At 69.6% G+C, this 24,070-nt stretch carries 15 protein-coding genes; 10 read left to right on the top strand and 5 right to left on the bottom strand.

Going from position 1 to position 24,070, the window contains the following annotated elements; all coding sequences use genetic code 11:
• Nucleotides 1-67: 67 nt before the first annotated feature.
• Both valS and Q7C18_RS07065 read left to right on the top strand, forming a co-directional pair.
• Entirely contained in the window at nt 68-2,746 is a 2,679-nt protein-coding gene (valS, locus tag Q7C18_RS07070) for a valine--tRNA ligase (RefSeq protein WP_311024770.1), read from the top strand.
• A 162-nt stretch (nt 2,747-2,908) separates the two neighbouring features.
• Nucleotides 2,909-3,829: an AraC family transcriptional regulator gene (locus tag Q7C18_RS07065; protein ID WP_311024769.1), complete on the top strand. Its 921-nt coding sequence runs from the start codon at nt 2,909-2,911 to the stop codon at nt 3,827-3,829.
• Nucleotides 3,830-3,910: 81 nt separating this feature from the next.
• Here the strand turns inward: Q7C18_RS07065 and Q7C18_RS07060 are convergent, their stop codons facing one another.
• Nucleotides 3,911-4,618 carry an MgtC/SapB family protein gene (locus tag Q7C18_RS07060; RefSeq protein WP_311024768.1) on the bottom strand — a complete coding sequence of 236 codons (708 nt, stop codon included), beginning with the start codon at nt 4,616-4,618 and terminating at the stop codon, nt 3,911-3,913.
• Nucleotides 4,619-5,030: 412 nt separating this feature from the next.
• Between Q7C18_RS07060 and ileS the strand changes: the two genes are divergently transcribed.
• The 6 genes from ileS (at nt 5,031) to Q7C18_RS07030 (ending at nt 13,479) form a co-directional block, all read left to right on the top strand.
• Entirely contained in the window at nt 5,031-8,375 is a 3,345-nt protein-coding gene (gene ileS / locus Q7C18_RS07055) for an isoleucine--tRNA ligase (RefSeq protein ID WP_311024767.1), read from the top strand.
• Between the two features lie 69 nt (nt 8,376-8,444).
• Entirely contained in the window at nt 8,445-9,848 is a 1,404-nt protein-coding gene (locus tag Q7C18_RS07050; RefSeq protein WP_070160428.1) for a folylpolyglutamate synthase/dihydrofolate synthase family protein, read from the top strand.
• Nucleotide 9,849: 1 nt separating this feature from the next.
• Nucleotides 9,850-10,356: a DUF4233 domain-containing protein gene (locus Q7C18_RS07045; RefSeq protein WP_311024766.1), complete on the top strand. Its 507-nt coding sequence runs from the start codon at nt 9,850-9,852 to the stop codon at nt 10,354-10,356.
• Entirely contained in the window at nt 10,357-10,770 is a 414-nt protein-coding gene (gene ndk, locus Q7C18_RS07040) for a nucleoside-diphosphate kinase (RefSeq protein ID WP_311024765.1), read from the top strand.
• Nucleotides 10,771-10,982: 212 nt separating this feature from the next.
• Nucleotides 10,983-12,635, top strand: a complete 1,653-nt coding sequence (locus Q7C18_RS07035; RefSeq protein ID WP_311024764.1) for a hypothetical protein — start codon at nt 10,983-10,985, stop codon at nt 12,633-12,635.
• A 130-nt stretch (nt 12,636-12,765) separates the two neighbouring features.
• The gene (locus tag Q7C18_RS07030; RefSeq protein WP_311024763.1) at nt 12,766-13,479 is read left to right on the top strand and encodes a hypothetical protein; all 714 of its coding nucleotides are present in this window, start codon (nt 12,766-12,768) and stop codon (nt 13,477-13,479) included.
• 155 nt (nt 13,480-13,634) lie between these two features.
• Here Q7C18_RS07030 and Q7C18_RS07025 read toward each other — a convergent pair whose 3' ends face one another.
• The 4 genes from Q7C18_RS07025 to Q7C18_RS07010 all read right to left on the bottom strand — a co-directional run bounded on the left by Q7C18_RS07025 (nt 13,635) and on the right by Q7C18_RS07010 (nt 19,094).
• Nucleotides 13,635-14,675: an ABC transporter ATP-binding protein gene (locus Q7C18_RS07025; RefSeq protein ID WP_083277532.1), complete on the bottom strand. Its 1,041-nt coding sequence runs from the start codon at nt 14,673-14,675 to the stop codon at nt 13,635-13,637.
• On the bottom strand, nt 14,672-15,622 hold the full coding sequence (locus Q7C18_RS07020) for an ABC transporter permease (protein ID WP_311024762.1): 951 nt from the start codon (nt 15,620-15,622) through the stop codon (nt 14,672-14,674). The genes Q7C18_RS07025 and Q7C18_RS07020 overlap by 4 nt, the downstream gene beginning before the upstream one ends.
• 67 nt (nt 15,623-15,689) lie before the next feature.
• Nucleotides 15,690-17,831 (bottom strand): acyltransferase family protein, encoded by a 2,142-nt coding sequence (locus tag Q7C18_RS07015; protein ID WP_311024761.1) that lies wholly within the window; start codon nt 17,829-17,831, stop codon nt 15,690-15,692.
• Nucleotides 17,832-17,966: 135 nt separating this feature from the next.
• Complete coding sequence (locus tag Q7C18_RS07010; RefSeq protein ID WP_311024760.1) at nt 17,967-19,094, bottom strand: hypothetical protein; 1,128 nt, start codon at nt 19,092-19,094, stop codon at nt 17,967-17,969.
• Nucleotides 19,095-19,252: 158 nt separating this feature from the next.
• Between Q7C18_RS07010 and wecB the strand changes: the two genes are divergently transcribed.
• Both wecB and smc read left to right on the top strand, forming a co-directional pair.
• Nucleotides 19,253-20,401, top strand: coding sequence for a non-hydrolyzing UDP-N-acetylglucosamine 2-epimerase (gene wecB / locus Q7C18_RS07005; RefSeq protein ID WP_070160420.1), 1,149 nt, complete (start codon nt 19,253-19,255; stop codon nt 20,399-20,401).
• A 98-nt stretch (nt 20,402-20,499) separates the two neighbouring features.
• A complete protein-coding gene (gene smc, locus Q7C18_RS07000) occupies nt 20,500-24,069 on the top strand; it encodes a chromosome segregation protein SMC (protein WP_311024759.1) in 3,570 nt (1,189 codons plus the stop codon).
• Nucleotide 24,070 lies beyond the last annotated feature (1 nt).

Below are 24,070 nucleotides of genomic sequence, written 5' to 3'. Positions count from 1 at the left end.
TGGAGGGGCGGGCCCGGCCCCGAACGGTGGGCCTAATGCGGGCGGCGGACATGGAACAATGGCAGGCATGGCTGAACAGAACTTGGGCACAGACTCGCCCGTCATCGAGACCGCACGCCCCGAGACCGCAGCGACCGCGACGGCGTCGGTGAAGACCCCGCAGGTCCCGGACCGTCCCGCGCTGGAAGGCTTGGAGGAGAAGCTCGGCGCCGCCTGGACCCAGGAACAGGTGTACCGGTTCGAGGAGGACACTGAGCGCTCCGCGGTCTACTCGATCGACACGCCGCCGCCCACCGCCTCCGGCTCCTTGCACGTGGGGCACATGTTCTCCTACACCCAGACCGACGTGCTGGCCCGCTTCCAGCGCATGCGCGGCAAGAACGTCTTCTACCCGCTGGGCTGGGACGACAACGGCCTGCCCACCGAGCGCCGGGTCCAGAACTACTACGGGGTCCGGTGCGACCCCTCCAAGCCCTACATCCCGGACTACACGCCGCCGTCGAGCCCGGCGAAGAACCAGCGGGACTGGGACGTCATCTCCCGGCCCAACTTCATCGAGCTCTGCGAGAAGCTCACCGTCGAGGACGAGAAGGTCTTCGAGGACCTGTTCTCCCGCCTGGGCCTCTCCGTGGACTGGACCCAGACCTACCGCACCATCGACGACAGCACCCGGGCGATCTCCCAGCGCGCGTTCATCCGTGACGTCCAGAACGGCCACGCCTACACGGCACTGGCCCCGACGCTGTGGGACGTCACCTTCCGGACCGCCGTGGCGCAGGCGGAGTTGGAGGCCAAGGAGCGGCCCGGGGCCTACCACCGGTACCCGTTCTTCACCGGTCAGGGGGAGAAGGTCTTCATCGAGACCACCCGCCCGGAGCTGCTGCCCTCCTGCGTCGCACTCGTCGCTCACCCGGAGGACGCGCGGTACCAGCACCTGTTCGGCACCACCGTGACCTCGCCGCTGTTCGATGTCGCCGTCGAGGTCAAAGCCCACCAGCTGGCCGACCCGGAGAAGGGTTCCGGCATCGCGATGATCTGCACCTTCGGAGACATGACCGACGTGACCTGGTGGCGCGAGCTCCAGCTGCCGACCCGCACCGTCGTCGGCCGAGACGGCCGGCTCTCCCGCGAGACGCCGGAGTGGATCTCCTCGGAGCGGGGTCGCGCGCACTACGAGCAGCTGGCCGGCAAGACCGTCCACTCTGCCAAGGAGGCCGTCGTGGAGCTGCTTCGCGAGGCCGGTCTGCTCGACGGCGAGCCGGAGAAGATCACGCACGCGGTGCACTTCTATGAGAAGGGCGACAAGCCGCTGGAGGTCGTGACCTCCCGGCAGTGGTACATCCGCAACGGCGGCCGCGATGCCGACCGGCGCGAGGCGCTGCTGCGCCGCGGCGCCGAGATCGACTGGCACCCCGCGTTCATGCGTTCCCGCTACGAGAACTGGGTGGAAGGGCTCAACGGCGACTGGCTGATCTCCCGTCAGCGGTTCTTCGGCGTGCCGATCCCCGTCTGGTACCCGCTGGACGCCGAGGGAGAACCCGACTACGACCGTCCGATCCTGCCCGACGAGGCGCAGCTTCCGGTGGACCCCACCACCGACGTCGCTCCTGGATACGAGGAGTCCCAGCGCGGCCAGGCCGGAGGCTTCGTCGGAGAGGCCGACGTCCTCGACACCTGGGCGACCTCCTCGCTGACGCCGCACATCGCCGGCCGGTGGAGCCACGACGACGAGTTCTTCGCCAAGGTGTTCCCGTTCGACCTGCGGCCCCAGGGGCACGACATCATCCGCACCTGGCTGTTCTCCTCCGTGGTGCGGGCCCATACCCTCAACGACTCCGCCCCGTGGACGGATGCCGCCATCTCCGGCTGGATCCTGGACCCGGACCGGAAGAAGATGTCCAAGTCCAAGGGCAACGTGGTCGTCCCCGACGACGTGCTGGAGCAGTTCGGCTCCGACGCGGTCCGCTATTGGGCGGCTTCGGCCAAGCTGGGCGCCGACACTGCCTATGAGGTCGCCCAGATGAAGATCGGCCGTCGTCTGGCGATCAAGCTGCTCAACGCCTCGAAGTTCGCACTGAACCTCGGGGTCACCGAGGAGCACATCGTCACCCGAGGCGAGGACGCCGACGTGCTGGCTGAGCCGCTGGACCGGGCGCTCATCGCCGAGCTGCGCGAGGTGGTGGAGCAGGCGACCCACGCCTTCGAGGCCTATGATTACGCCCGTGCCCTGCAGCGGGTGGAGTCCTTCTTCTGGCGGTTCACCGACGACTACGTGGAACTGGTCAAGGACCGGGCCTACGGTGCCCGCGGCGATGAGGCCCAGGCCTCGGTCCGCGCCGCTCTGGCCACCACGCTGGATGCGGTGCTGCGGCTCTTCGCCCCGGTGCTGCCCTTCGCCACCGACGAGGTCTGGCGCTGGTGGCGCGAAGGCTCGGTGCACCGTGCCGCCTGGCCCAGCGCCGAGGCGCTGGAGTCCGTCCACGGCAACCCGGCGATCCTGCCTTCGGTGGCTGAGGTCCTGGCCGGACTGCGCCGCGCGAAGTCCGAGGCCAAGGTCAAGCAGCGCACCGAGGTGCTCTCGGCCCGCGTCACGGGTCCGAACGAGGCGCTGAGCCACGTGGAGGCCGCTCTGGGCGACATCCGCGCCGCGACTCGCTCGCGTGCCCTGGAACTCGTGGGCCAGGGGGAGACCGTGCACGAGCTCACCGTCACCGAGGTGGAGCTGGCCGAGCCTGAGCAGGGCTGAGCCCCGCGCGCATGTCCGCCTCGTGAGACGCCGCGGATCCGACGATGCCGACCCGACAGGATCGGGCATGCATCATCGGGTCCGCGGCGTCGTCGTCTTCCTAGGCTGATGAGGTCAGATCAACCGCAGCAGTCGGATCGAGGCGATCCTAAGGAGGAACGGATGGACAGCTGGAACCGGGCGATCGCCCTCATCGAGGAGCAGATCGCCGACGGTGCGCACCACCGCACCTCGGGGACGGTCGACGTCGCCCGGCTGGCACGAGCCACCCTGACCTCGGAGCATCACTTCCGCAGGATGTTCTCCGTGCTGGCCGGGATGCCGGTGTCCGAGTACGTGCGGCGCCGGCGTATGACCCTGGCCGCACCGGCGGTGCTGAGCGGGCAGGAGCCGCTGCAGGACATCGCCGTGCGCTTCGGGTACCGCTCGGCCGACGCCTTCAGCCGTGCCTTCCGCGCGGTCCACGGCGTCGGCCCCGTGGATGCCCGCAGAGCGGCCCCTCGCCTGCGATCGCAGCCCCCGCTGCGGTTCACCCTCTCCGTGGAAGGAACACAGCAGATGACCTATCGGATAGAGACCCTGGACGCCTTCACCCTGCTGGGCCGGCGGCGTCGCCTGCCGATCGTCCAGCAGGGACCGAACCCCGCGATGACAGCGTTCCTGGACGAGTTGGGCCAGAAGACGCTGGAGGACATCGCCGCGCTGTCCACCGGCAGGCCGCCCGGTGTGCTTGCCGTGTGCACCGCCTTCGAGGAGGAGCGCGAGGACGGCAGCACGTTCGACTACTGGCTGGCCGCCGCGACCCAGTCACCTCCCCCGGACGACGGCCGGCAGCCGGACCACGGGCCGCTTGAGTCGCTTGAGGTCGAGGCGCATCAGTGGCTGGTGCTCAGCTCCCAGGGCGTGGAGATCGAAGAGATCCAGCAGCTGTGGCCTCAGGCCTACGGGGAGTGGTTCCCCGCCAACCCGTACGAGCCGCTGGACGCCCCCGAGATGCTCGCCACGGTGCACGACGACGGCGGCGAGGAGGACCACATGGAGCTGTGGCTGGCGGTCCGCCCGACGGCGCAGAGCTCTGGCTGAGCAGGACTCTGGCTGAGCAGGGGGCGTCAGCCCAGGAAGGGGCCGGTCTGCAGGACGCCGAGCGTGATGCGGTCGAGCCTCTCAGTCGTGCTCCTCCTGCACCGAGCGCACCTCACGCACTCCGGAGATCTCGGAGAGCGAGCGGAACAGCTCGTCCTCGCTGACGCCCTGATGCCGGGTGAAGCGCAGCGTGGCCTCCACGATGGCGCCGTCGTCGCCCTCGACATGCCGGGTGCGCGACAGAGCCGAGGCGTATCCGAGATCTGAGGCGCGGCCCAGCACGTCCCGCAGGACGCCGCGACCGTCGAGGTAGCGCACCTGGAAGACGCGGCTGCGGCTGTGGTGAGGGAGCCTGCGCGCCACGACCGTGATCACTGTGACGGCCAGCAGGTACAGCACGACGGTCAGCGCGGCGATGACCGGCATGCCCGCTCCGCACGCCATGCCGACCGCGGCGGTGACCCAGATGGAGGCCGCCGTGGTGAGCCCCGAGACGATGTTCTGCCGCACGAAGATCACTCCGGCGCCCAGGAATCCGATGCCGGTGACGATCTGGGCCGCGATGCGGGACGGATCCAGGATCACCTCGTCGCCCAGCAGGGGAGCGAAGCCATAGGCGGACACCAGGGTGAACAGCGCCGAACCCAGGCCCACCAGGATATGGGTTCGGGCTCCGGCCGACTTCAGTCGGACCTCCCGTTCGAGGCCGATCACCGCAGAGAGCACGAAGGCGCAGACCAGCAGCACGGCCTCGGTGGCCGCGGTCTCCGAGATCCAGATGATCTGCACGGCCCGCCTCCTCGCACCCGTCGATCCGGCCCGGTGGCGTCGATGTCGTCCCGTGACAAGCCACCACGGTAGCCTCGGCCTCTCCTGCCCGGAAGGGATGGCCGCCGCCCGAGTGCAGGCGCGCTCCACGGTTCGGCGTCATGCCGGGGGATCCCGTAGAATATGGGCATCAGCGACGACCCGGCCATCACCGGTGAGCTTCCGGCAGAACAGGTCCGCAGCGCGGGCCTCAGTAGATCCGGACGGGCAAGCCCGTCACAGCTGTCATGGAGAGGTCCGCTGAGCGGTCCCGGCGCCGAGGCGCCGCGGCCGCCGGCGGACAAGCGAGGTGGTACCGCGTCCGGCCCGGCCGAGGCGTCCTTGCGGAAGAACGAGACGCCCACCAGTTCTTGAGCACCCAGGACGGACCTCCATGACCGAGAAGAACTCCTCACCCGTGTACCCCCGCGCCACCCCGGCGGCCGGTGCCGCCGGCTCCGTGCCCGCCTCCCCGCGCTTCCCGGACATCGAGGAGCGGATCCTCGCCGGCTGGGCCGAGGACGACACCTTCCAGGCCTCCGTGGAGAACCGGCCCGCCGATGCTGAGGGAGGACGCGGCGGGGAGTTCGTCTTCTACGACGGCCCGCCCTTCGCCAACGGCCTGCCGCACTACGGGCACCTGCTCACCGGGTACGTGAAGGATCTGGTCGCCCGCTACCAGACGCAGCGCGGACACCGGGTGGAGCGCCGCTTCGGCTGGGACACCCACGGGCTCCCCGCCGAGCTCGAGGCCATGAAGCAGCTCGGGATGACCGACAAGGCCGAGATCGAGTCCATGGGCATGGACCGGTTCAACGACGCCTGCCGCGCCTCCGTGCTGAAGTACACGGCCGAGTGGCAGGACTATGTCACCCGGCAGGCCCGCTGGGTGGACTTCGACAACGATTACAAGACGCTCAACGTCGAGTACATGGAGTCGGTCATCTGGGCGTTCAAGCAGCTCCACGAGAAGGGCCTGACCTATCAGGGCTTCCGGGTGCTCCCGTACTGCTGGAAGGACGAGACCCCGCTGTCCAACCATGAGCTGCGCATGGACGACGAGGTCTACAAGGACCGCCAGGACCCCTCGATCACCGTGACCTTCCCCATCACAGGGGGCGGTGATCATGGGGACGCCCTGCGCGGGGTCAACCTGCTGGCGTGGACCACCACGCCCTGGACGCTGCCCACCAACTTCTCCGTGGCCGTGGGCCCGGAGGTGGAGTACGTCGTCGTCGAAGCTCCTGCGGACGGGCCGTTGCCGGGGCGCCACCTGCTGGGCGCCGAGCTGCTCGCCTCCTATGCGAAGGACCTCGGTTTCGCCGACACCGAGGACGGTACCGCCGCTGAGCACGCCTCCGCCGCCGTCGTCTCCCGGTACCTCGGCTCGGACCTGGCCGGCCTGGAGTACCAGCCGCTGTGGGACTACTACACCGACGCCGACACCTGGGGCACGCAGCACGCGTTCCGCGTGCTGGTGGAGGACTACGTCACCACCTCGGACGGCACCGGACTGGTCCACCAGGCCTCGGCCTACGGTGAGGAGGACCAGAGGTCCTCCGAGGAGGCCGGCATCCCGGTGATCCTCTCGGTGGACGAGGGCGCAAGGTTCCTGCCCCTGTTCGCCGAACCGACGGCGGCCGGCGAGGCGCCGCTGGCCGACATCGCCGGAGTCCAGGTCTTCGAGGCCAATCGCACCATCATCAACGTCCTCAAGGCCGCCGGGCGGCTGGTCCGGGAGCAGTCCTATGTGCACTCCTACCCGCACTGCTGGCGCTGCCGGACGCCCCTGATCTACAAGGCCGTCACCTCCTGGTACGTGGCGGTCACCCAGATCAAGGACCGCATGCTGGAGCACAACGAGAAGATCAACTGGATCCCCGGCAACGTCAAGCACGGCCAGTTCGGCAAGTGGCTCGAGAACGCCCGGGACTGGTCCATCTCACGCAACCGGTACTGGGGAAGCCCGATCCCTGTGTGGGTCTCTGACGACCCCGCCTACCCGCGCACCGAGGTCTACGGCTCGCTCGAGGAGCTGCAGGAGGCCTTCGGCGACGTGCCGCGCAACGCCGAGGGGGAGCCGGACCTGCATCGCCCCTGGATCGACCAGCTGACCCGTCCCAACCCGGACGACCCCTCCGGCAGGGCGCGGATGGTCCGCGTGCCCGACGTCCTCGACGTCTGGTTCGACTCCGGCTCCATGCAGTTCGCCCAGGTGCACTACCCCTTCGAGAACTCCGACTGGTTCGAGGACCACCATCCGGCGGACTTCATCGTGGAGTACATCGGGCAGACGCGCGGCTGGTTCTACACCATGCACATCCTGGCGACCGCCCTGTTCGACCGTCCCGCCTTCACCAACGTCATCAGCCACGGGATCGTGCTCGGCTCGGACGGACAGAAGATGTCCAAGTCCCTGCAGAACTACCCGGACGTCAACGAGGTCTTCGACCGTGACGGCTCCGACGCGATGCGCTGGTTCCTCATGAGCTCACCGATCCTGCGCGGCGGCAACCTGGTGGTCACCGAGGAGGGCATCCGCGAAGGTGTGCGGCAGGTGCTGCTGCCCATGTGGAACGCCTGGCACTTCTTCACCCTCTACGCCAACACCGCGAACGGGGGGCAGGGCTACCAGGCGCGGCGGGTGACCGCGGCCGAGGCCGACGTCGAGGGACTGAACCCCCTGGACCGGTACATCCTGGCCGCGACCGGAGATCTGGTCCGTGACGCCACCGCGGCCCTCGACGCCTATGACGTCTCCGGAGCCTGCGAGGCGCTCCGGGCCTTCTCTGAGACGCTGACCAACTGGTACATCCGCCGGTCCCGTCAGCGGTTCTACGAGGAGGACACCGCCGCCTATGACGTGCTGTACACCGCGTTGGAGACCTTCGCACGAGTCGCGGCTCCACTGCTGCCGCTGATCAGCGAAGAGATCTGGCGGGGCCTCACCGGTGAGCGCTCCGTGCACCTGGCCGACTGGCCGGACCCGGAGGACTACCTGCGCGACGAGCGCGCCGTGGAGCTGATGGACCTGACCCGGGGCATCACCTCCGCAGGCTCCTCGCTGCGGAAGTCCGCGAAGCTGCGAGTCCGCCAGCCCCTGGCGACGCTGACCGTCGTGGTGCCCGACGCCGAGGCGCTGGCCGGCACCTACCAGCAGATCGTCGCCGAGGAGCTCAACATCAAAGAGGTCAGGCTGCTCGACGCCACGGAGGTCTCCGCCGACGACTGGGGGATCGGCCAGCAGCTGGTGGTCAACGCGCGGGCAGCCGGCCCGCGGCTGGGCAAGGACGTGCAGAAGGCCATCAAGGGGGCGAAGTCCGGAGACTGGTCGGTCTCCGAGGGTGTCGTCGTCGCCGGCGGGCTCCGGCTGCAGGAGGGGGAGTACACGCTGACCACCACCGTCTCCGACGCCTTGGCCGATCAGGCCGTCACCGTGCTGGACGGCGTCGTCGAGGGTGCCGGCGGCGGCTTCCTGGTCCTGGACACCCGTCTCACGGCCGCCCTGCGCGCGGAGGGCACGGCGCGTGACCTGGTCCGCTCCGTGCAGCAGGCACGCAAGGACGCCGACCTGCAGGTCTCCGACCGCATCCGCACCACCGTCACGGCGACCCCGGCGACGATCTCCGCGCTGGAGAGCCACCGGGATCTCCTCTGCGAGGAGACGCTGACCGACGATCTGCGGCTGTTCAGCGACGACGGCGCCTCCGAGCCGCTGATCAGCGTGGTCCGGGCGTGACGAGGACCCCGACGCCGGCCGGCTGCAGCACGATCGCCCGCTACTCGACCTTCTGCAAGGAGACCTGACATGTCAGATTCTGAGTCGCTGAACCCTGTGGAGGGACAGCCGCTGGACCAGTTCTCCGTGGCCAGCGTCTACGCTGAGCTGCTCTCCCGAGCTCCGGAGAACAAGATGGAGCCGCGCATGGAACCGATGCGTATGGCCATGGACTTCCTCGGCGAGCCTCAGCGCGCGGCCCCGGTGATCCACCTCAGCGGCACCAACGGCAAGACCTCCACCGCCCGGATGATCGAGGCCGGGCTGCTGGCCCATGATCTGCGCGTGGGCCGGTACACCTCTCCGCACCTGGCGAAGGTCACCGAACGCATCTGCCTGGACGGCTCCCCGGTGCCGGACGAGACCTTCGTCCGGATCTGGGATGAGATCCGCCCGCATCTGGGCCTGGTGGACCAGCAGCTCGCCGAGCGCGGCGAGGTGCCGCTGACCTACTTCGAGTGCGTCACGATCCTGGCCTTCGCGATCTTCGCCGATGAGCCGGTGGACGTGATGGTCCTCGAAGTCGGGCTGGGCGGCATCACCGACGCCACCAATGTGGCCGACGGTGCGGTCAGCGTCATCACCCCGATCTCCCTGGACCACACCGACCTGCTGGGGGACTCCGAGCGGGACATCGCCCTGGAGAAGGCCGGCATCATCAAGCCGGGAGGCTTCCTGGTCTCCGCGGCGCAGGTGCCCGAGGCGGCCGACGTCCTCCTCGAGGCGGCCCGGGAGGCGGAGGCGCCATTCCGGTTCGAAGGGGTGGAGTTCGGCGTGGAGAGCCGCGCCCCCGGGGTGGGCGGCCAGCAGGTGACCCTCCGGGGTCTGGCGGGCCGGTACCCCGACCTGCTTCTTCCTCTGCACGGGGCGCATCAGGCCGAGAACCTGGCGGTCGCCGTGGCGGCGCTGGAGGCGTTCATCGGGGGAGGAGAGCAGGAGCTGTCCCTGGAGACACTGCAGCTGGCCTGTGAGCACATGAGCTCCCCGGGCCGGCTGGAGGTGCTGCGGACCGGACCCTCCATGATCATCGACGCCGCCCACAATCCGGCCGGGGTCGAGGCCAGCGCCCAGGCGCTCAAGGAGTCCTTCGGCCTGGGACAGCTGGTGCTGGTGGTCGGCATCCTCCAGGAGAAGGACGCCCGCGAGATCCTCGCGACCCTGCACCGGGAGTACGACGGTCTGGCGGAGGACATCTGCTTCACCCAGTCCACGTCTCCCCGGGCGATACCGGCCGGACAGCTGGCGGAGCTGGCTCTCGACGTCGGCTTCCGCGAGGAGGACATTCACCTCACCGAACGTCTGGACGAGGCCATCGACTGGGCAGTCGGTCGCCTGGACTCCTCCGCCGAGGGGGCTGCGGGCGGAGTCCTGATCACCGGGTCGATCACCGTGGTGGGTGAGGCCCGCACGCTGCTGGGCGGAGGTGAGCTCTGAGATGACCGCTCAGGACGACGCCGACCGCGGCGGGCGGCCGCGCCGCCAGACCCGGGCCCAGCGGGAGTGGCGCCCCGGGATGACCCGGCCGCCGCGCTCGGTGCGGGTCATGTTCGGCTCCGCCGTGCTCAGCCTTGAGGCTCTGCTGATGTTCTTCTTCGGGCTCATGGCGTGGGGGCTCCACCAGAACGAGTGGTACGCCTGGTGGCTCTTCGGCGGGTCGCTGGGGGTCTCCGTGCTGCTGATCCTCACCTGCGCGCTGCTGAAGCGTCCGGTGGGCTGGTGGCTCGGCTGGATCCTGCAGTTCATCATCCTGGCCGGCGGGCTGGTCGAGCCCTACATGTACTTCGTCGGCGTCCTCTTCCTGGCCTGCTGGTGGTACGCGGTGGTCAAGGGACGCCAGCTGGACGTGGAGAAGATGGAAAGATGGAGGGCGGAGGAGCGGTTGGCCGCCGAGCAGGAGCCGAGCCCGCCCGAGAACGATCACACGCATCACGAGGAGAGCTGAATGACTGAACGTACGCTGATCCTGGTCAAGCCCGACGGCGTCGCCCGGGGTCTGACCGGGGAGATCCTACGCCGGGTGGAGGCCAAGGGCTACCGCATCGCCGCCCTGGCGCAGCTGGAGGCGACCACCGAGCAGCTGGCCGCCCACTATGCCGAGCACGAGGGCAAGTCGTTCTACCAGCCGCTGGTGGACTTCATGCTCTCCGGGCCCGTCGTGGCGGCCATCCTGGAGGGTGACCGGGTCATCGAAGGGTTCCGCTCCCTGGCCGGCACCACCGACCCCACCACCGCCGCTCCGGGGACCATCCGTGGTGACCTGGGGCGAGACTGGGGAGAGAAGGTCCAGAAGAACCTGGTGCACGGCTCCGACTCCGTGGAGTCCGCTGAGCGCGAGATCGGCATCTGGTTCGGCTGACCGGTCGGTCAGAGAACACGCAGGGCCCGGGACGACGCGTCGTCCCGGGCCCTGCGTGTTCCCGGAGCCGCATGCCGGGTGCCCAGCGGTGCTTACGTCACACAACCATCCCGTGGGCGCAAGGACCTGCGCGTGTCAGTGGTGGTCTATAGACTCATGTGCGATCGCTGAGAATCGCATGACGAGGGGGACGATCATTGATGAAGCCTGCGTTGAGAAAGTCTGCAGGGCAGACGAAGAAGAGGACTGATCTGCGCCGTCGTGTCGCCGGACTCGGAGCCGGGGCGGCGTCATTGGCCCTGGTGCTCTCCGGCTGCGGGGGTCTCACGGGCAGCGGCGGCCCGACCACCGAGGACGGGGACCCGCTCGAGAACGCCGCTGAGTTCCTCCAGCAGGCCTCCGCGGAATGGGAGGAGTCGCGCCCGACGCAGAACGTGGAGGTCAGTGAGGACGCCGGGTGCTTCTTCGTGCTGGGTGAGGACGAGGACGTGACGGGCGAGCTCGCCTGCGGAGGCGTGCGCACCAGCACGGCCCAGGAGGGTGAGGTCTGGGACATCGGAACCTTCGAGATCCGCCCGAACTCGGACAGCGAGATGGAGGCCCGTCTCCCGGAGGGATGGACCGCCGGTCTGGAGCGTGGACGGACCCGGCCGGAGGGTCCCGTGGTGGATGCCGACGGCGACGAGGCCCCCGACTCCATCGACGCCCTGGCGGCGCCGCCGATGCCGCAGACCGATTCGGGGTTCATCCTCAGCGGGGAGTCCCTGCCCGGTGACCTTGTGCAGCCGGGTGACGAGCAGGTCAGCCCGGGCGACGACGGCCCGGTCATGACTCCCGGGGGGCGCGTGACGATCACCTCTGTCGCGACGCTCGAGACCGTCCCGGTCGCCGGCGCCCCGACTCATGAGGAGGGTATGGAGGATCATCTCGACGGCGACACGGATGACGGCGACATCGGAGTCAGCCTGGACGGGGAGCCCCATGCTCCCGCGGACGGTGAGACCTTCGTGTTCGTCGAGTACGACTACCAGCCCACGGAGCGGCCCGGCGAGGACGAGACGTCCACAGCGGCGTTGGCGCTGAACGCCGGCGGTCAGCAGAGGACGCTGGCGGAGTTCGGCGAGGACGACGGCTGGAGCGGACCCAGCGAGCAGTCGGGAAGCTTCCTGGCCTCCGTCCCGGAGGACGACGCTCACCTGGTCGTCTCGTCGGCGGGCCGGGACCAGGTCGTGGACCTGCCGGAGGGCCAGCGCGAGGCGGACCCGGTGACCCGTGCCTACTACCGTGACGTGACCCAGCAGGACACGAACCACGAGTTCTCGATCGCCGACCAGCCCTTCGCGCTGGATGAGAGAGACTATGAGGCCTCGATGTATCTGAGCCTGCAGTCCGCCTGGCTCACGGCCTACTCGGAGGTCGGCGGCGCTGACGGCTGGGCGGAGGAGGACGAGGCCTGGCTGCTCCTGGAGTTCGACGCGATCCTGGACAGCGATGACTTCAACCCCCGATTCAAGGAGCTCACCCCCAGCCTGACGGTCACCGATGGGGCAGGAGAGACGTACTCCGCTTCGCGGACGATCGACATCGACACCCGCACCTGGAACTCGACCTATTGGATGGCGGTGGCGATGCCCGCCGACGTCACGGAGGTCACCCTGAGCCAGACTTTTGAGACACGGGTCGAGGATTGGGATGACAACATCGCCACCCTGACCTTGGAGACCGACTCCTCGACGGTGGATTTCCCGCAGTCGGAGCCGGAGGCGTCCGACGACGACTCCGACGACCCTGACGAGGACGATGACGCCGACGCTGAGGCCGACGAGGACTCCGACGCTGACGACGAGGCCGACGAGGACGAGTGACTCGCCGCCCGGCCGGTCCCTCGTGCTCGTCAGGGATCGGCCGAGGCGACGGGGATGAGCAGATGGCTGGCTGCCACCGGCGGCCGGCTGTGGACGACACACACCTATGAGGGGGAGGCCGATGGATACGATGACGACGAAGCGACGGCGCGTGCTGCGCGCCGCAGGGGCGAGCGCGGTGCTCACGCTGGCGGTGACCGCCTGCGGGAACGACCTGCCGAGCGGGCCGATGGACGAGAACGAGCTGGAGACGGTCTTCCTGACCGGACGGGCGGTGCCCGAGGGGTGGGACCTGCAGGGCAGCCCGTCATCCCGGGACAGGTTCGGCGAGACCCTCGACGGCTTCGGTCCGCTCGACGGCCAGCTCGGTGACCCCTCGGAGGGCTGCGTCGAGGCACGAAGCGCCGGCGACGAGGAGCTGGCCGAGGCGGGGATGGTCGCCGGTGCCACCGCCACCTACGTCACGGACCAGGCGATGACCGAAGTGGAGGTCTTCTCCACCGAGGACGACGTCGACTTCGCCTCGCTGACGCATGACATGCTCGAGGCCTGCGAGAGCGAGATCGTCGAGGACCTGGGGCGCAGCACCGGACTGGACGGCGACGACTTCGAGGTGTCCTCTCCGGACACCTCTGGAGAGGGGATGCTGCTGGTCAACGATGGTGCTGACGGCGGCGTTGTGCTCCTGGTGATCGAGAGCTACGGCAACAACCACTTCACCGCCGTCGGCTTCTCCGCTGACCCGCGGGATGTCGAGACCCTGGAGGGGTTCATCGACGAGGCGCAGGAGCGCTTCGAGCAGGGCCCGGACGAGACCGCTTCGGAGGAGGAGTCCGAGGACTGATCACCGGCCGGGCCCGCGGCGGACGCTGACGGCCCCTGACCTGCAGGACACGAGTCCTCAGGTCAGGGGCCGTCAGCATGTCCGTCGGGCTGCTGCGGAGGTCGGCATGACTCCGGCCGGCCGGCGGCAGCGTCGGCTTCTCCCGCCGGAGTGCCTCAGCCGGCGCGCTTCGGGCGCGTGCCGGAGTCGAACTCCACCTGCACCTGGTCGAGCTGCATGAGGGTGCGCTCGTAGACGATCTGCGCCGAGCGCATCCGGTTCTGAGACTTGTGCTCGGTGTACTCCTGATACTGCTGGGTGACCCACTCCGGGTCGCCGTCGGCCAGGAGACGTCCCTGCTCGATCCACAGGACCCGAGAGCACATCTGCTTGATGGTTCCCAAGGAGTGCGACACCAGGAAGACGCAGCCGGCCTGCTGCCGGACTTCGTCGAGGCGGCGCTTCGTGCGCGCGCGGAACTGCGCATCACCGGTGTTCAGGGCCTCATCGATGATGAGGATGTCGGGGTCCACCGCTGTGGCGATCGCGAACTGAAGGCGGGAGGCCATGCCCGAGGAGTAGGACTTCAGCGGCAGGTTCAGCGAGTCCTCCAGCCCGGAGAGCTCCACGACCATGTCATACTTCTCCGCGGCCTCCTTGGGCGTCAGCCCCATGGCCAGGCAGCCCAGTTTGATGTTCTCCCGGCCGGAGAGCTGCTTCACCAGTGCCGCGTTGACGCCGAGCATGATCGGGGTGGAGGTCGCATAGATCTCCCCCGTGGTCGGGCGGATCTTCCCGGTCAGCAGCTTCATCAGGGTGGATTTGCCCGACCCGTTGGTGCCGATGACCCCGACGGATTCGCCCTGACGGACCACGAAGCTGAGGTCCTGGAGGGCCGGGACGTTCGCCCACCCGGAACCGGTGATCCGCCGCAGCTGCCGGGAGAACCGGCCGGTGGAGTTCAGGTACTCGGTGGAGGAGCGGATCCGGTAGATCATCGAGGCGTGGTCGACGGCGACGGCGATGTCCGAGGAGTCGAGGCGCTCGACCACGGGCGCGGAGTCCTCCTCCGCCCACGAGATCTCCTCGAAGAGCTGCTCATCCTCCAGAATGTCCAGCTCGCCGGTGGCGGTAGGGGCGGGAGCCTCCGTGGCCGGTGCTCCGGAGGACCGCCAGTTCACGCGTCGGGGCGTGTAGTTGCGCACCGGGGTGCTCATCGCTCCCTCCCGTACTTCTCCTCGCCGTGCCAGAACACGAGGAATCCGATGATGAAGATGCATACCGAGGAGACGGTCAGCACGACCCAGCGATACGGGTCCGCCATCTCGCCGTAGAGCCACGTGGAGCGGATGATGTCCAGCACGCAGAACATGGGGTTGTGGTACATCACGAACTCGATGTACTCGCCTCCCGGCGACCCGGCGAAACGGTCCACGGTGAAGAACACGGCCGAGGTGTAGAACCAGATGCGCATGCCGAAGCTGATCATGTGCTTCACATCGGTGTAGGCCGAGACCGCGCGGGCCAGCAGCATGCCCAGACCCGTGCTGAGCAGGAAGTTCAGCGCCAGCACCGGGAAGATGAACAGCCACAGCCAGTCCACGCTGACCGGAGTCGGAGGAGTGTCCGCCAACGGGATGTCGCCGATGGTGATGACCAACAGGGCCATCACGATCAGCATGGGCACATTGGCGAAGAGCTCGCGGACGTTGATCGCGAACGGGAGGCTCGCCCGGGGGAAGTTGAAGGCTTGGACGACCGACTGGTTGCTGACCATGGAGCTGGCGCCGGAGGACACCGCCGAGGTGGTGTACCGGAACATGAACACGCCGATGATCAGGTAGCCGATGAAGTTGCTGATCCCGCGGGAGAGGTCCAGCAGCAGCCCGAACACCAGGAAGTAGGCCAGGCCGCTCAGGATCGGGTTGACCACCATCCAGACACGACCCATCGCGTCATTGGAGTTGGCGGTCTGCACCTTCGAATGGGAGTCGTAGATGATGAAGTGCCGGAACGCCCACAGCCGCTGGACGTAGTCCAGGAGCCGGGGGCGCGCGCCCACGCGGACCAAGGAGCTGCCATCCAGCTGCACCACGTGTCCGGCCTGGCGAGGCTCGTCCACGTGCGTCGGGGCGGCCGAGCGCTCTGCTGTCGGGGTGGCCATCACCACGTTCCTTCCAGGGGCGTCGTCGCGGGTCCGGCCATCCGCCGGGTCCGTTGTTGCGGGGCGTTCACAGGGAGTCTTCTTCCCGCGGAGCGCCAGCCATTGTATCAGCGGGGTCCTCGGCGCCCGGCGGTCGAACCGCCTGGGCCTCCGGCTCGAACAGATGCGGCATGACCTCGCGCACCCGCTCCTCGAGGTACGGAGCCGCCGTCTCCACGTATTCGTTCGTCAGGTGGTGGCTGTCCCGATAGACCACCACGTTGCCGATGACGGCCGCGCATCGACCCGCAGGGCAGAACAGATCCGTGAGGTCCACCGTGGAGGCTCCGGAGGGCAGTTCCAGCGTGCTCAGCGGGTCGACCTCCGCGAACTTGGAGCCGTCGGGGGCGCAGCTGTGGGCATCCCCGCCCGAGGCCAGACAGTCGGGGACGTCGTCGAGCTGGCGAGGCGTGCCGCGCATCAGCAGCAGCTCGGCACCGGCGTCGGTGATCTCCTGCCACCGTTCCGGGGCACCCTCGACGACGAACTCCTCTCCCGGTTCGCGGGGGATGCGGGTGCCGGGAGTCACCACGACGTCGGGTTCCCGGTCCGCGACCACCTCGGCGAAGCCGGCGTTCCACTGGGCGCACTGGTTGTCCTCGACGTCCTCGATATGACGGAACACGCACCCGCCCTTGGTGGCCACCAGGATCTCCCAGTCGTGCGTCTCGGCCAGCATGAGCCAGGCGTGCTGCCAGTGGCCCGCATGGGAGCCGCCCGCCAGCATGATCGTGGCCCGGGGGTCCTCCGGGGCGTCCAGGTCCTCACAGACCAGCACCTCAGAGGTCCCCGGCCGGTTCCCGGTGCGCTGATGGCAGTCCCGGGTCGCGTACTCGGGAACTCTGCGGCTCAGGCCCGTGAGCTCGGGGAAGGCCGGGACCTCGTCGAGCTCCGGAGTCCCGGCGACGGCGGCCGAGGAGCCGGACACCGAGGCTCCCGGGTAGAGCGCCCGGTCCATGCCCTGCATCGCCAGACCGTCCTCCTGCGGGGCCGTGGTCAGGTGGAGGTGGGCCGTCGTCGCCGCCGCTCCCAGGGACAGGGTCGTGGCGGCCAGCGCCAGGGTGACACGCTGGGACCGGGACGCGCCGCGACCTGCAGACGGCCCATGCGTGGGGTGCTGGCCCGGCGTGCTCCGGCCGAGTCGGGCCAGCGGCCGTTCGACCCAGCGGTGCGTGGCCCAGGCCGCCGTCAGGGAGAACGCGAGAACCGCCAGCGCCCCCGGCAGCCCCAGGGACTCCGCCCCGGTGGCCTCGAGGAAGAGGATCAGGGCCGGCCAGTGCCACAGATACAGCCCATAGCCCAGGTCGGCGACTCGGGCCAGCGGACGGGAGGACAGCAGCCGCAGCGGCGCAGGCTGTGCGATCGCGGAGGAGGAGCTCTGCGCCGCCGCGAGGATCAGGGCGAGCCCGAAGAGCGGCCACAGCGCCCACGGACCCGGGAACAGCGCGGCGCCGTCGAGGACGAACCCGCAGCTGACCACCAGCCCCAGTCCCGTCCAGGCGGCGGCGGAGCGGAACCGATCAGGCAGCCGGAACCGGACGGCCAGCAGTGCCATCAGCCCGCCCAAGGCCAGCTCCCAGGCACGGGTGCTGGAGGACAGATAGGCCTCAGCGGGGTCCACGTGCTGACGGTGCGCGGCCCACAGGAACGAGGCGATGAGCACACCAGCAGTGAGCACCCCCATCGTCGCGGCGGCCGAACGGCCCATACGGCGGGCGAGCAGCACCGCCGCCACGGCCACCAGCGGCCAGAGCAGATAGAACTGCCCCTGGACGGACAGGGACCAGAAGTGCTGGAACGGACTCGTCTCGGGCCCGGCCGCCTCATAGGAGAGCTGGGACCGGATGAGCTCCAGGTTCTCCAGCCACAGCAGCGAGGCGCGGGCTTCGGTGACCAGCTGACCGTGGCGGGTGACCGGCAGGATGAGCAGTCCGGCCACCGTGGTCGTTGTGATCACGAGCGCGGCCGGGGCGAGGATGCGCCGCGCCAGGCGGCTCAGGTAGGGGCCGAGGGCGATGCGGCCCGTGCTCGCCGCCTCGCGCAGCAGCATGCCGGTGAACAGGAAGCCGGAGACGGCCAGGAAGATGTCGATGCCGCCGGAGACACGCCCGGCCCCGAACAGGTGGAAGAGCACCACGCCGAGGATGGCGAGGCCTCTGGTGCCCTCCAACGCAGGCAGCCGACGACGATCCGGAAGGCCCTGAGTCAGCGACGTCGTCGCCCCGCGGCCCGCAGCCGGGTCCTCGCAAGAGCCCGACGTGGATGGGGAGGGCGGAGGTGCAGAAGGTCCCACGGGGCGCACGGGTCAGCGCCTCGCGCGCCGCATCATCTGTTCCACCACGGCGTTGGCCGGACGGCTCAGGCTCCCGTGGGAGGGATAGCGATGCAGAGAGATGTCAGCGTCGTCGGCGACGTCGACGACGACCGCGCCGTCGTCGCCGTCGAGGTCGGGGATGAGCAGGTCCACTCCGGCCGCGCGCAGCCCCGGCAGCGCCCACATCGCCTCCACGGCCAGCTCGGCATGGGCCTCGCGGAGCTCGGCCGTGATGTCCACGGTGATCCCGCCCTGCAGCGGATTCGACGTGCCGCTGACGTCACGGTGCTCCCCGCGGGGGAGCACCTCGGAGGCGCGGAGTCCGAGGTCGGCGAGGGCGTCGTCGTCGACCTCCGGCGGGTGCTTGGCCAGATGGGCATTGCGGGCCCGGGCCGCCACGGCGTCGTCCACGAGGCGCCGCACCGTGGCGCGCCCGTCACCGACGATGAACAGCGGCAGCCGGGCGACGGCCGCCACTGTCTTCTCCCCGACCACGTAGGCGCGCACATCGATGCCGGTGGCCTGCTCCTCGACGAGCAGCGAGAGGCTCCGGTACAGCGGATTGGTCCGGGCGGCTCCGGCGTAGGCCCAGGCCGCGCGGAACTCCTCCTCGGTCCGGACTCCCCAGGAGACGCCGACGCCGGCTGACCCGGTGGCCGGTCTGATCACCACCGGCCCGTCGAGCTGCGCCCGGTGGGCCAGTGCTTCGTCCAGCTCGCGCACCCGGAATCCCCGGCCGTCCGGGGTGGGGACCTCCACGGCCTGCAGGTGCTGTTTGGCCAGCGGCCGGGAGCGGCAGGCACGCTTGGCCTGATCGCTCACCAGCGAATGCGTGCGGTGGTTGAGTCCGCCGATGACGTCTCCGTTGAGTGTGAAGGTCCGGAAGGCGTGCTGCACCTCATGCTTGGTGACCTTCTTGCGCCGAGCGGCGGCGAACATCTGCCGTGTGGCCGATGGGGCGCCCTCGAACTCGCGGGGGGCCGCCCAGTCCACGTCGGGGAGGCGCGTGATCAGGCGACGCGGCGGGGAGTCGGGGTCCCGGAAGGCCGCGGCGTGGCGTGCGCGCTGAAGTCGGCGTCCCTGGAGGGCCTCCCCGGAGAAGTCTGCTGAGCTGCTCATCGCCACCACAGTAGCGCAGGGCCGCGCCCGTCCCCGGCCCGGAGGGTCTCCGCCCGCGGGCGCGTCGCAGGGGATAGGCTGGAGTCGGCGACTCCGGCAGCGACGACGCCCACGAGCGAGCAGACGAGAATCACCATCAGAGGGGAAGCACACCGGCGATGAAGCGCATCATGCCGATCTACGGAACCCGGCCGGAGGCCATCAAGATGGCCCCGATCGTGAAGGCCCTGCAGGCCAGCGAGCACTTCGAGTGCCGGGTGACCGTCACCGGCCAGCATCGCGAGATGCTGGACCAGGTCAACGAGCTCTTCGGGATCGTCCCGGACCATGACTTGAACATCATCCAGCAGCGGCAGACCCTCAACGGGGTGCTCACCCGGACCGTCTCCGGCCTCGACGCCCTCTTCGCCGAGGACCGGCCGGACGCGGTGATCGTCCAGGGCGACACGACCACGACCACCGCCGGCGCCCTGGCGGCCTTCTATGTCGGCATCCCGGTGATCCACGCCGAGGCCGGCCTGCGGTCGTTCAACCTGTTCTCTCCGTTCCCGGAGGAGGCCAACAGGAAGATGACCTCGCAGATCACCTCGCTGCACCTGGCGCCGACCGGCCAGTCCCGCGCGAACCTGCTGCGGGAGGCCGTCGCGGAGGAGGACGTCGTGGTGACAGGAAACACGGTCATCGATGCGCTGCTGGAGGTCGCCCAGAAGCAGGTGCCGTTCTCCGACAGTCAGCTCGAGGATGCCGCCGCCTCCGGTCAGGAGGTCCTGCTGGTCACCACGCACCGGCGGGAGAACCAGGGCTCCGCCATGGAGGGTGTGGGCCGCGCGCTGGCCCGGCTCTCCGAGCGGTACCCGGAGAAGCTCATCGTGCTGCCGGCCCACCGCAACCCGGTGGTGCGTGAAGCCATCCTGCCGGCACTGGCCGGCCACGACAATGTCATCGTCACCGAGCCGCTGCCCTACGGGGAGTTCACGCGCCTGATGAGCCTGGCCACGGTGGTGCTCACCGACTCCGGCGGCGTTCAGGAGGAGGCTCCCAGCCTGGGCAAGCCGGTGCTGGTGATGCGCGAGAACACCGAGCGACCGGAAGCGGTCGACGCCGGCACGGTGCGGCTCATCGGAACAGATGAGGACCGTGTGGTGGACGAGGTGTCCACGCTCTTCGACGACGCCGCTGCCTACCGGGCGATGGCCAACGCCGTGAACCCCTACGGGGACGGCCAGGCGGCCGCCCGCACTGTCGCCGCCGTCGAGAAGCTCTTCGGACTCGGTGAGCGCATGCCGGACTTCGCCCCGCAGGGCTGAGCAGCCCGCGGCACGCGGCTGCCGAGAGCCGACTGTGTGACGGAGACGATGTGACCCAGACGATGTGACCCAGACGATGTGACGGAGGAGGACCGGGCGTGCACCTGAAGACGCTCACCATCCGGGGCTTCAAGTCCTTCGCCTCGGCCACCACCTTCGAGTTCGAACCTGGCGTGACCGCTGTGGTGGGACCCAACGGCTCCGGAAAGTCCAATGTGGTGGACGCGCTGGCCTGGGTGATGGGGGAGCAGGGGGCGAAGTCTCTGCGCGGGGGGTCCATGGAGGACGTCATCTTCGCCGGAACCGCCGAGCGGCAGCCTCTGGGACGGGCGTCGGTCAGCCTCACCATCGACAACTCCGACGGCGCGCTGCCCATCGAGTACACCGAGGTCACCATCAGCCGGACCATGTTCCGCACCGGCGGGTCCGAGTACACGATCAACGGTCAGAAGTGTCGGCTCCTGGACATCCAGGAGCTGCTCTCCGACTCGGGGCTGGGCCGCGAGATGCATGTCATCGTCGGCCAGGGCCAGCTGGACCAGATCCTCCACGCCACCCCGGAGCAGCGGCGCGGGTTCATCGAGGAGGCCGCCGGGGTGCTGAAGCACCGACGGCGTCGAGAGCGCACCGTGCGCAAGCTCGAGTCCATGCAGGGCAACCTGGACCGGCTCGAGGACCTGATCTCTGAGATCTCCCGTCAGCTCGCGCCGCTGGGCCGTCAGGCCAAGGTGGCCCGACGGGCGCAGCGCATCCAGCACGACGTGCGGGATGCTCTGTCCCGGCTCATCGCCGACGACCTCGTGCAGGCCGCCACCGCGCTCCATGAGTCCGGGCGCGGCGAGGAGGAGGACAGGGCGCTGGCGGAACGGCTCCGGGCCTCCCTGCAGGGCCAGGACGAGCAGATCACAGCATGGGACGAGCAGGCCCGTGCCCTGCGTCTGCGGGGGGAGAAGCTGCTGGCCGGACACCACCGGCTGGCCCAGGTGCAGGAGCGGCTGCGGTCGGTCGCCTCCGTCGCGGCCGAGCGGGCACGCAGTCTCTACGCCTCCGCCACGGTGGACACCTCCGGCCGCGACCCCGAGCAGCTGCGCGCCCAGGCCCAGCAGGTCACGCAGGAGGCCGAGACCGCCCAGGCCGAGGTGGACCAGGCCCGGAGCCGGCTCGAAGAGACCAGTGAGCGTCGCGCCGCGAGCGAGGACGCGCTGAAGACGGAGGAGACCCGCCTGACGGAGCAGCTGCGCGCCGTCGCCGACCGACGCGCGGGCCTGGCCACGCTGCGGGGCCGCGCAGATGCGGCCCAGGGGCGGATCGAGGCAGCAGAAGCGCGCCGTCGTCGAGCCGAGGAGCAGAGCGAGCAGGCTCGCCAGGCGCAGCAGCGTGCTCGAGCGGAGTTCTCCGACCTGGAACAGCGCGTCGCCGGCATCGAGACCGGTGAAGAGGGCCTCGACGCCGCCTATGAGACGGCTCAGAGCCGCTACGAGACCCTCCGGGCCCGTCACGACGAGCTGCAGGCCCAGCGGCGTCGTCTCGAGGCCGCCGTGAGCGAATATCGGGCCCGGCTCTCGGGACTCTCCGCGGCGCGGGCGCCGCGAGACGGTGCCGGCGCCCTGCGGCGGGAGCACGACGACGTCGAGCCGCTGGCAGACCGCCTCAGCGTCACCGGGGGCTGGGAGAAGGCGCTGGCCGCCTGCCTGGGGTCCCTGGACACGGCATTGGTGGTGGCCCACGCCGACCGGGCCGCTGAGGTCCTGGCGTGGCTGGCGGATCACGACGGCGGGCGCGCCCACCTCGTCCACCCGGTGGATCGCTCGGCGTCGCCTCCCGTTCCCGAGGCCGTGACCGCACCGCAGCTGCCTCCGGGCAGCGTGCCGGCCGCGGAGGCCATCACCGGGCCCGAGAACCTCTCCGTGCCGTTGGCGCATGCCCTCGGCGGCGTCGTGCTGTGCCCGGACCTGGAGGCGGCCCGGCAGTGCCTCGCCGTCGAAGGGGTGCACACCGCAGTGACGGCCTCCGGGGATGTGCTGCGTCTCGGAGAGCACATCGGCGGCACCGCACTGGAGAACTCCGATGTGGCCATCTCGGCTCAGATCACGGAGCTGACGCAGACCGCGGAGACCTCCGAGCGGGAGCTCGCGCAGGTGTCTGCCGAGGCGGACGCCCAGGCCTCCGAGGTCCGCGCCGCGGAGCTGGCGGTGGAGGAGAGCCTGGAGGCCCTGCACGCCAACGATGCCGAGATGACCGCCACCACGGAGCAGCTGGGACGGCTCAGCGCGGAGGTGTCTCGCGCCGAGGAGCGCATCGCCTCCGCACAGACGGAGATCCTCGAGGCCGGAGAAGCCCGGGATGAGGCCCAGGAGCAGCTCGACGAGGCGAGCGCCCGCCTGGCCGCAGCCGAGAGCGACGACATCGATGAGGACCCTTCCACCGCGGAGCGGGACCGCCTGGCGGAACTGGCGTCGACGCATCGTCGTGACGAGGTCGAGGCGCGACTGGCCCTTCGTGCCGCAGAGGAGCAGCTCAATCAGCTCCAGGAGCGTGCCGCCTCACTGCGCCGCAGCGCTCAGGCGGAGGAGTCCCGACGTGAGGAGGCTCGGCGCGTCGCGGAGGCTCGGAACCGTCGGGCTCAGGAGGCCGAGGAGGTCCAGGCGGAGGCTGAAGAGGCCGTGGATCGGCTCGCCTCCGTGCTGGCGCGTGCCCAGGACGCCCACGACGAGGCTCAGCAGAGGCACCGCGAGGTCTCTACGGAGATCCAGCGCCTGCGCACCGCGCGCAGCGCCGAGGCTGAGCAGCTCGACACGGTCACTGCGCGTCTGCACCAGGCGGAGCTGACCCGTACGGAGCTGCGGCTCAGCCTGGAAGCCGCGGAGCAGCGGGGCCACGAGGAGCTCAGCCTCAGCCCCGAGTATCTGATCGAGAACTACGGCCCGGACCAGCCCGTGCCCGACCCGGAGGACGAGGAGGCGGAGCCGCGCCCCTACGACCGCGGGGAGCAGGAGGCCCGGCTGCAGCGTGCCCGCCGAGACCTCAAAGCGCTGGGCAAGGTGAACCCCCTCGCCCTGGAGGAGCACGCCGCCCTCGAGGAGCGGCACGCCTACCTGCAGGAGCAGCTTGCGGATCTGAAGGCCTCCCGGCAGGACCTGTTGGACATCATCTCAGACGTGGACCAGACCGTGGAGCAGGTGTTCACCCAAGCCTGGGGCGACACCAAGGAGCAGTTCGAGCGGGTCTTCGCTCGGTTGTTCCCCGGCGGGGAAGGGCGGCTGGAGCTGACCAACCCGGAGGACATGCTCAACACCGGCATCGAGGTCCACGCGCGTCCTCCGGGCAAGCGCATCCGTCGGCTCTCGCTGCTCTCCGGAGGGGAACGGTCCCTGACCGCAGTGGCCCTGCTGGTGGCGATCTTCAAGGCCCGCCCGAGTCCCTTCTACGTGATGGACGAGGTCGAAGCGGCGCTGGACGACACGAACCTCTCGCGTCTGCTGGTCATCTTCGAGGAGCTGCGGGAGTCGTCGCAGCTGATCGTCATCACGCACCAGAAGCGCACCATGGAGATCGCCGATGCCCTCTACGGGGTGTCCATGCGCCAGGACGGCTCCACCCGGGTGGTGTCCCAGCGGTTGGCCCGCGCCCAGGACACCGAGTCCGTGGCACTGCAGAACGCCACGTGAC

Origin of the sequence: Nesterenkonia sp. CL21, from assembly GCF_031705515.1 — a bacterium.
GTDB classification, from domain to species: Bacteria; Actinomycetota; Actinomycetes; order Actinomycetales; family Micrococcaceae; genus Nesterenkonia; species Nesterenkonia aethiopica.
The sequence above is the reverse complement of the archived record's forward strand: the minus strand, read 5'-3'. Positions and strand labels throughout refer to the sequence as shown.

Excerpts from the sequence above, each read along its gene's own strand:
- Q7C18_RS07025 (WP_083277532.1), bottom strand. The coding sequence starts at position 14,675 with ATGAGCACCCCGGTGCGCAACTACACGCCCCGACGCGTGAACTGGCGG.
- Q7C18_RS07030 (WP_311024763.1), top strand. The coding sequence starts at position 12,766 with ATGACGACGAAGCGACGGCGCGTGCTGCGCGCCGCAGGGGCGAGCGCG.
- ileS (WP_311024767.1), top strand. The coding sequence starts at position 5,031 with ATGACCGAGAAGAACTCCTCACCCGTGTACCCCCGCGCCACCCCGGCG.
- wecB (WP_070160420.1), top strand. The coding sequence starts at position 19,253 with ATGAAGCGCATCATGCCGATCTACGGAACCCGGCCGGAGGCCATCAAG.
- Q7C18_RS07045 (WP_311024766.1), top strand. The coding sequence starts at position 9,850 with ATGACCGCTCAGGACGACGCCGACCGCGGCGGGCGGCCGCGCCGCCAG.
- ndk (WP_311024765.1), top strand. The coding sequence starts at position 10,357 with ATGACTGAACGTACGCTGATCCTGGTCAAGCCCGACGGCGTCGCCCGG.
- Q7C18_RS07065 (WP_311024769.1), top strand. The coding sequence starts at position 2,909 with ATGGACAGCTGGAACCGGGCGATCGCCCTCATCGAGGAGCAGATCGCC.
- Q7C18_RS07050 (WP_070160428.1), top strand. The coding sequence starts at position 8,445 with ATGTCAGATTCTGAGTCGCTGAACCCTGTGGAGGGACAGCCGCTGGAC.
- valS (WP_311024770.1), top strand. The coding sequence starts at position 68 with ATGGCTGAACAGAACTTGGGCACAGACTCGCCCGTCATCGAGACCGCA.
- Q7C18_RS07020 (WP_311024762.1), bottom strand. The coding sequence starts at position 15,622 with ATGGCCACCCCGACAGCAGAGCGCTCGGCCGCCCCGACGCACGTGGAC.
- Q7C18_RS07010 (WP_311024760.1), bottom strand. The coding sequence starts at position 19,094 with ATGAGCAGCTCAGCAGACTTCTCCGGGGAGGCCCTCCAGGGACGCCGA.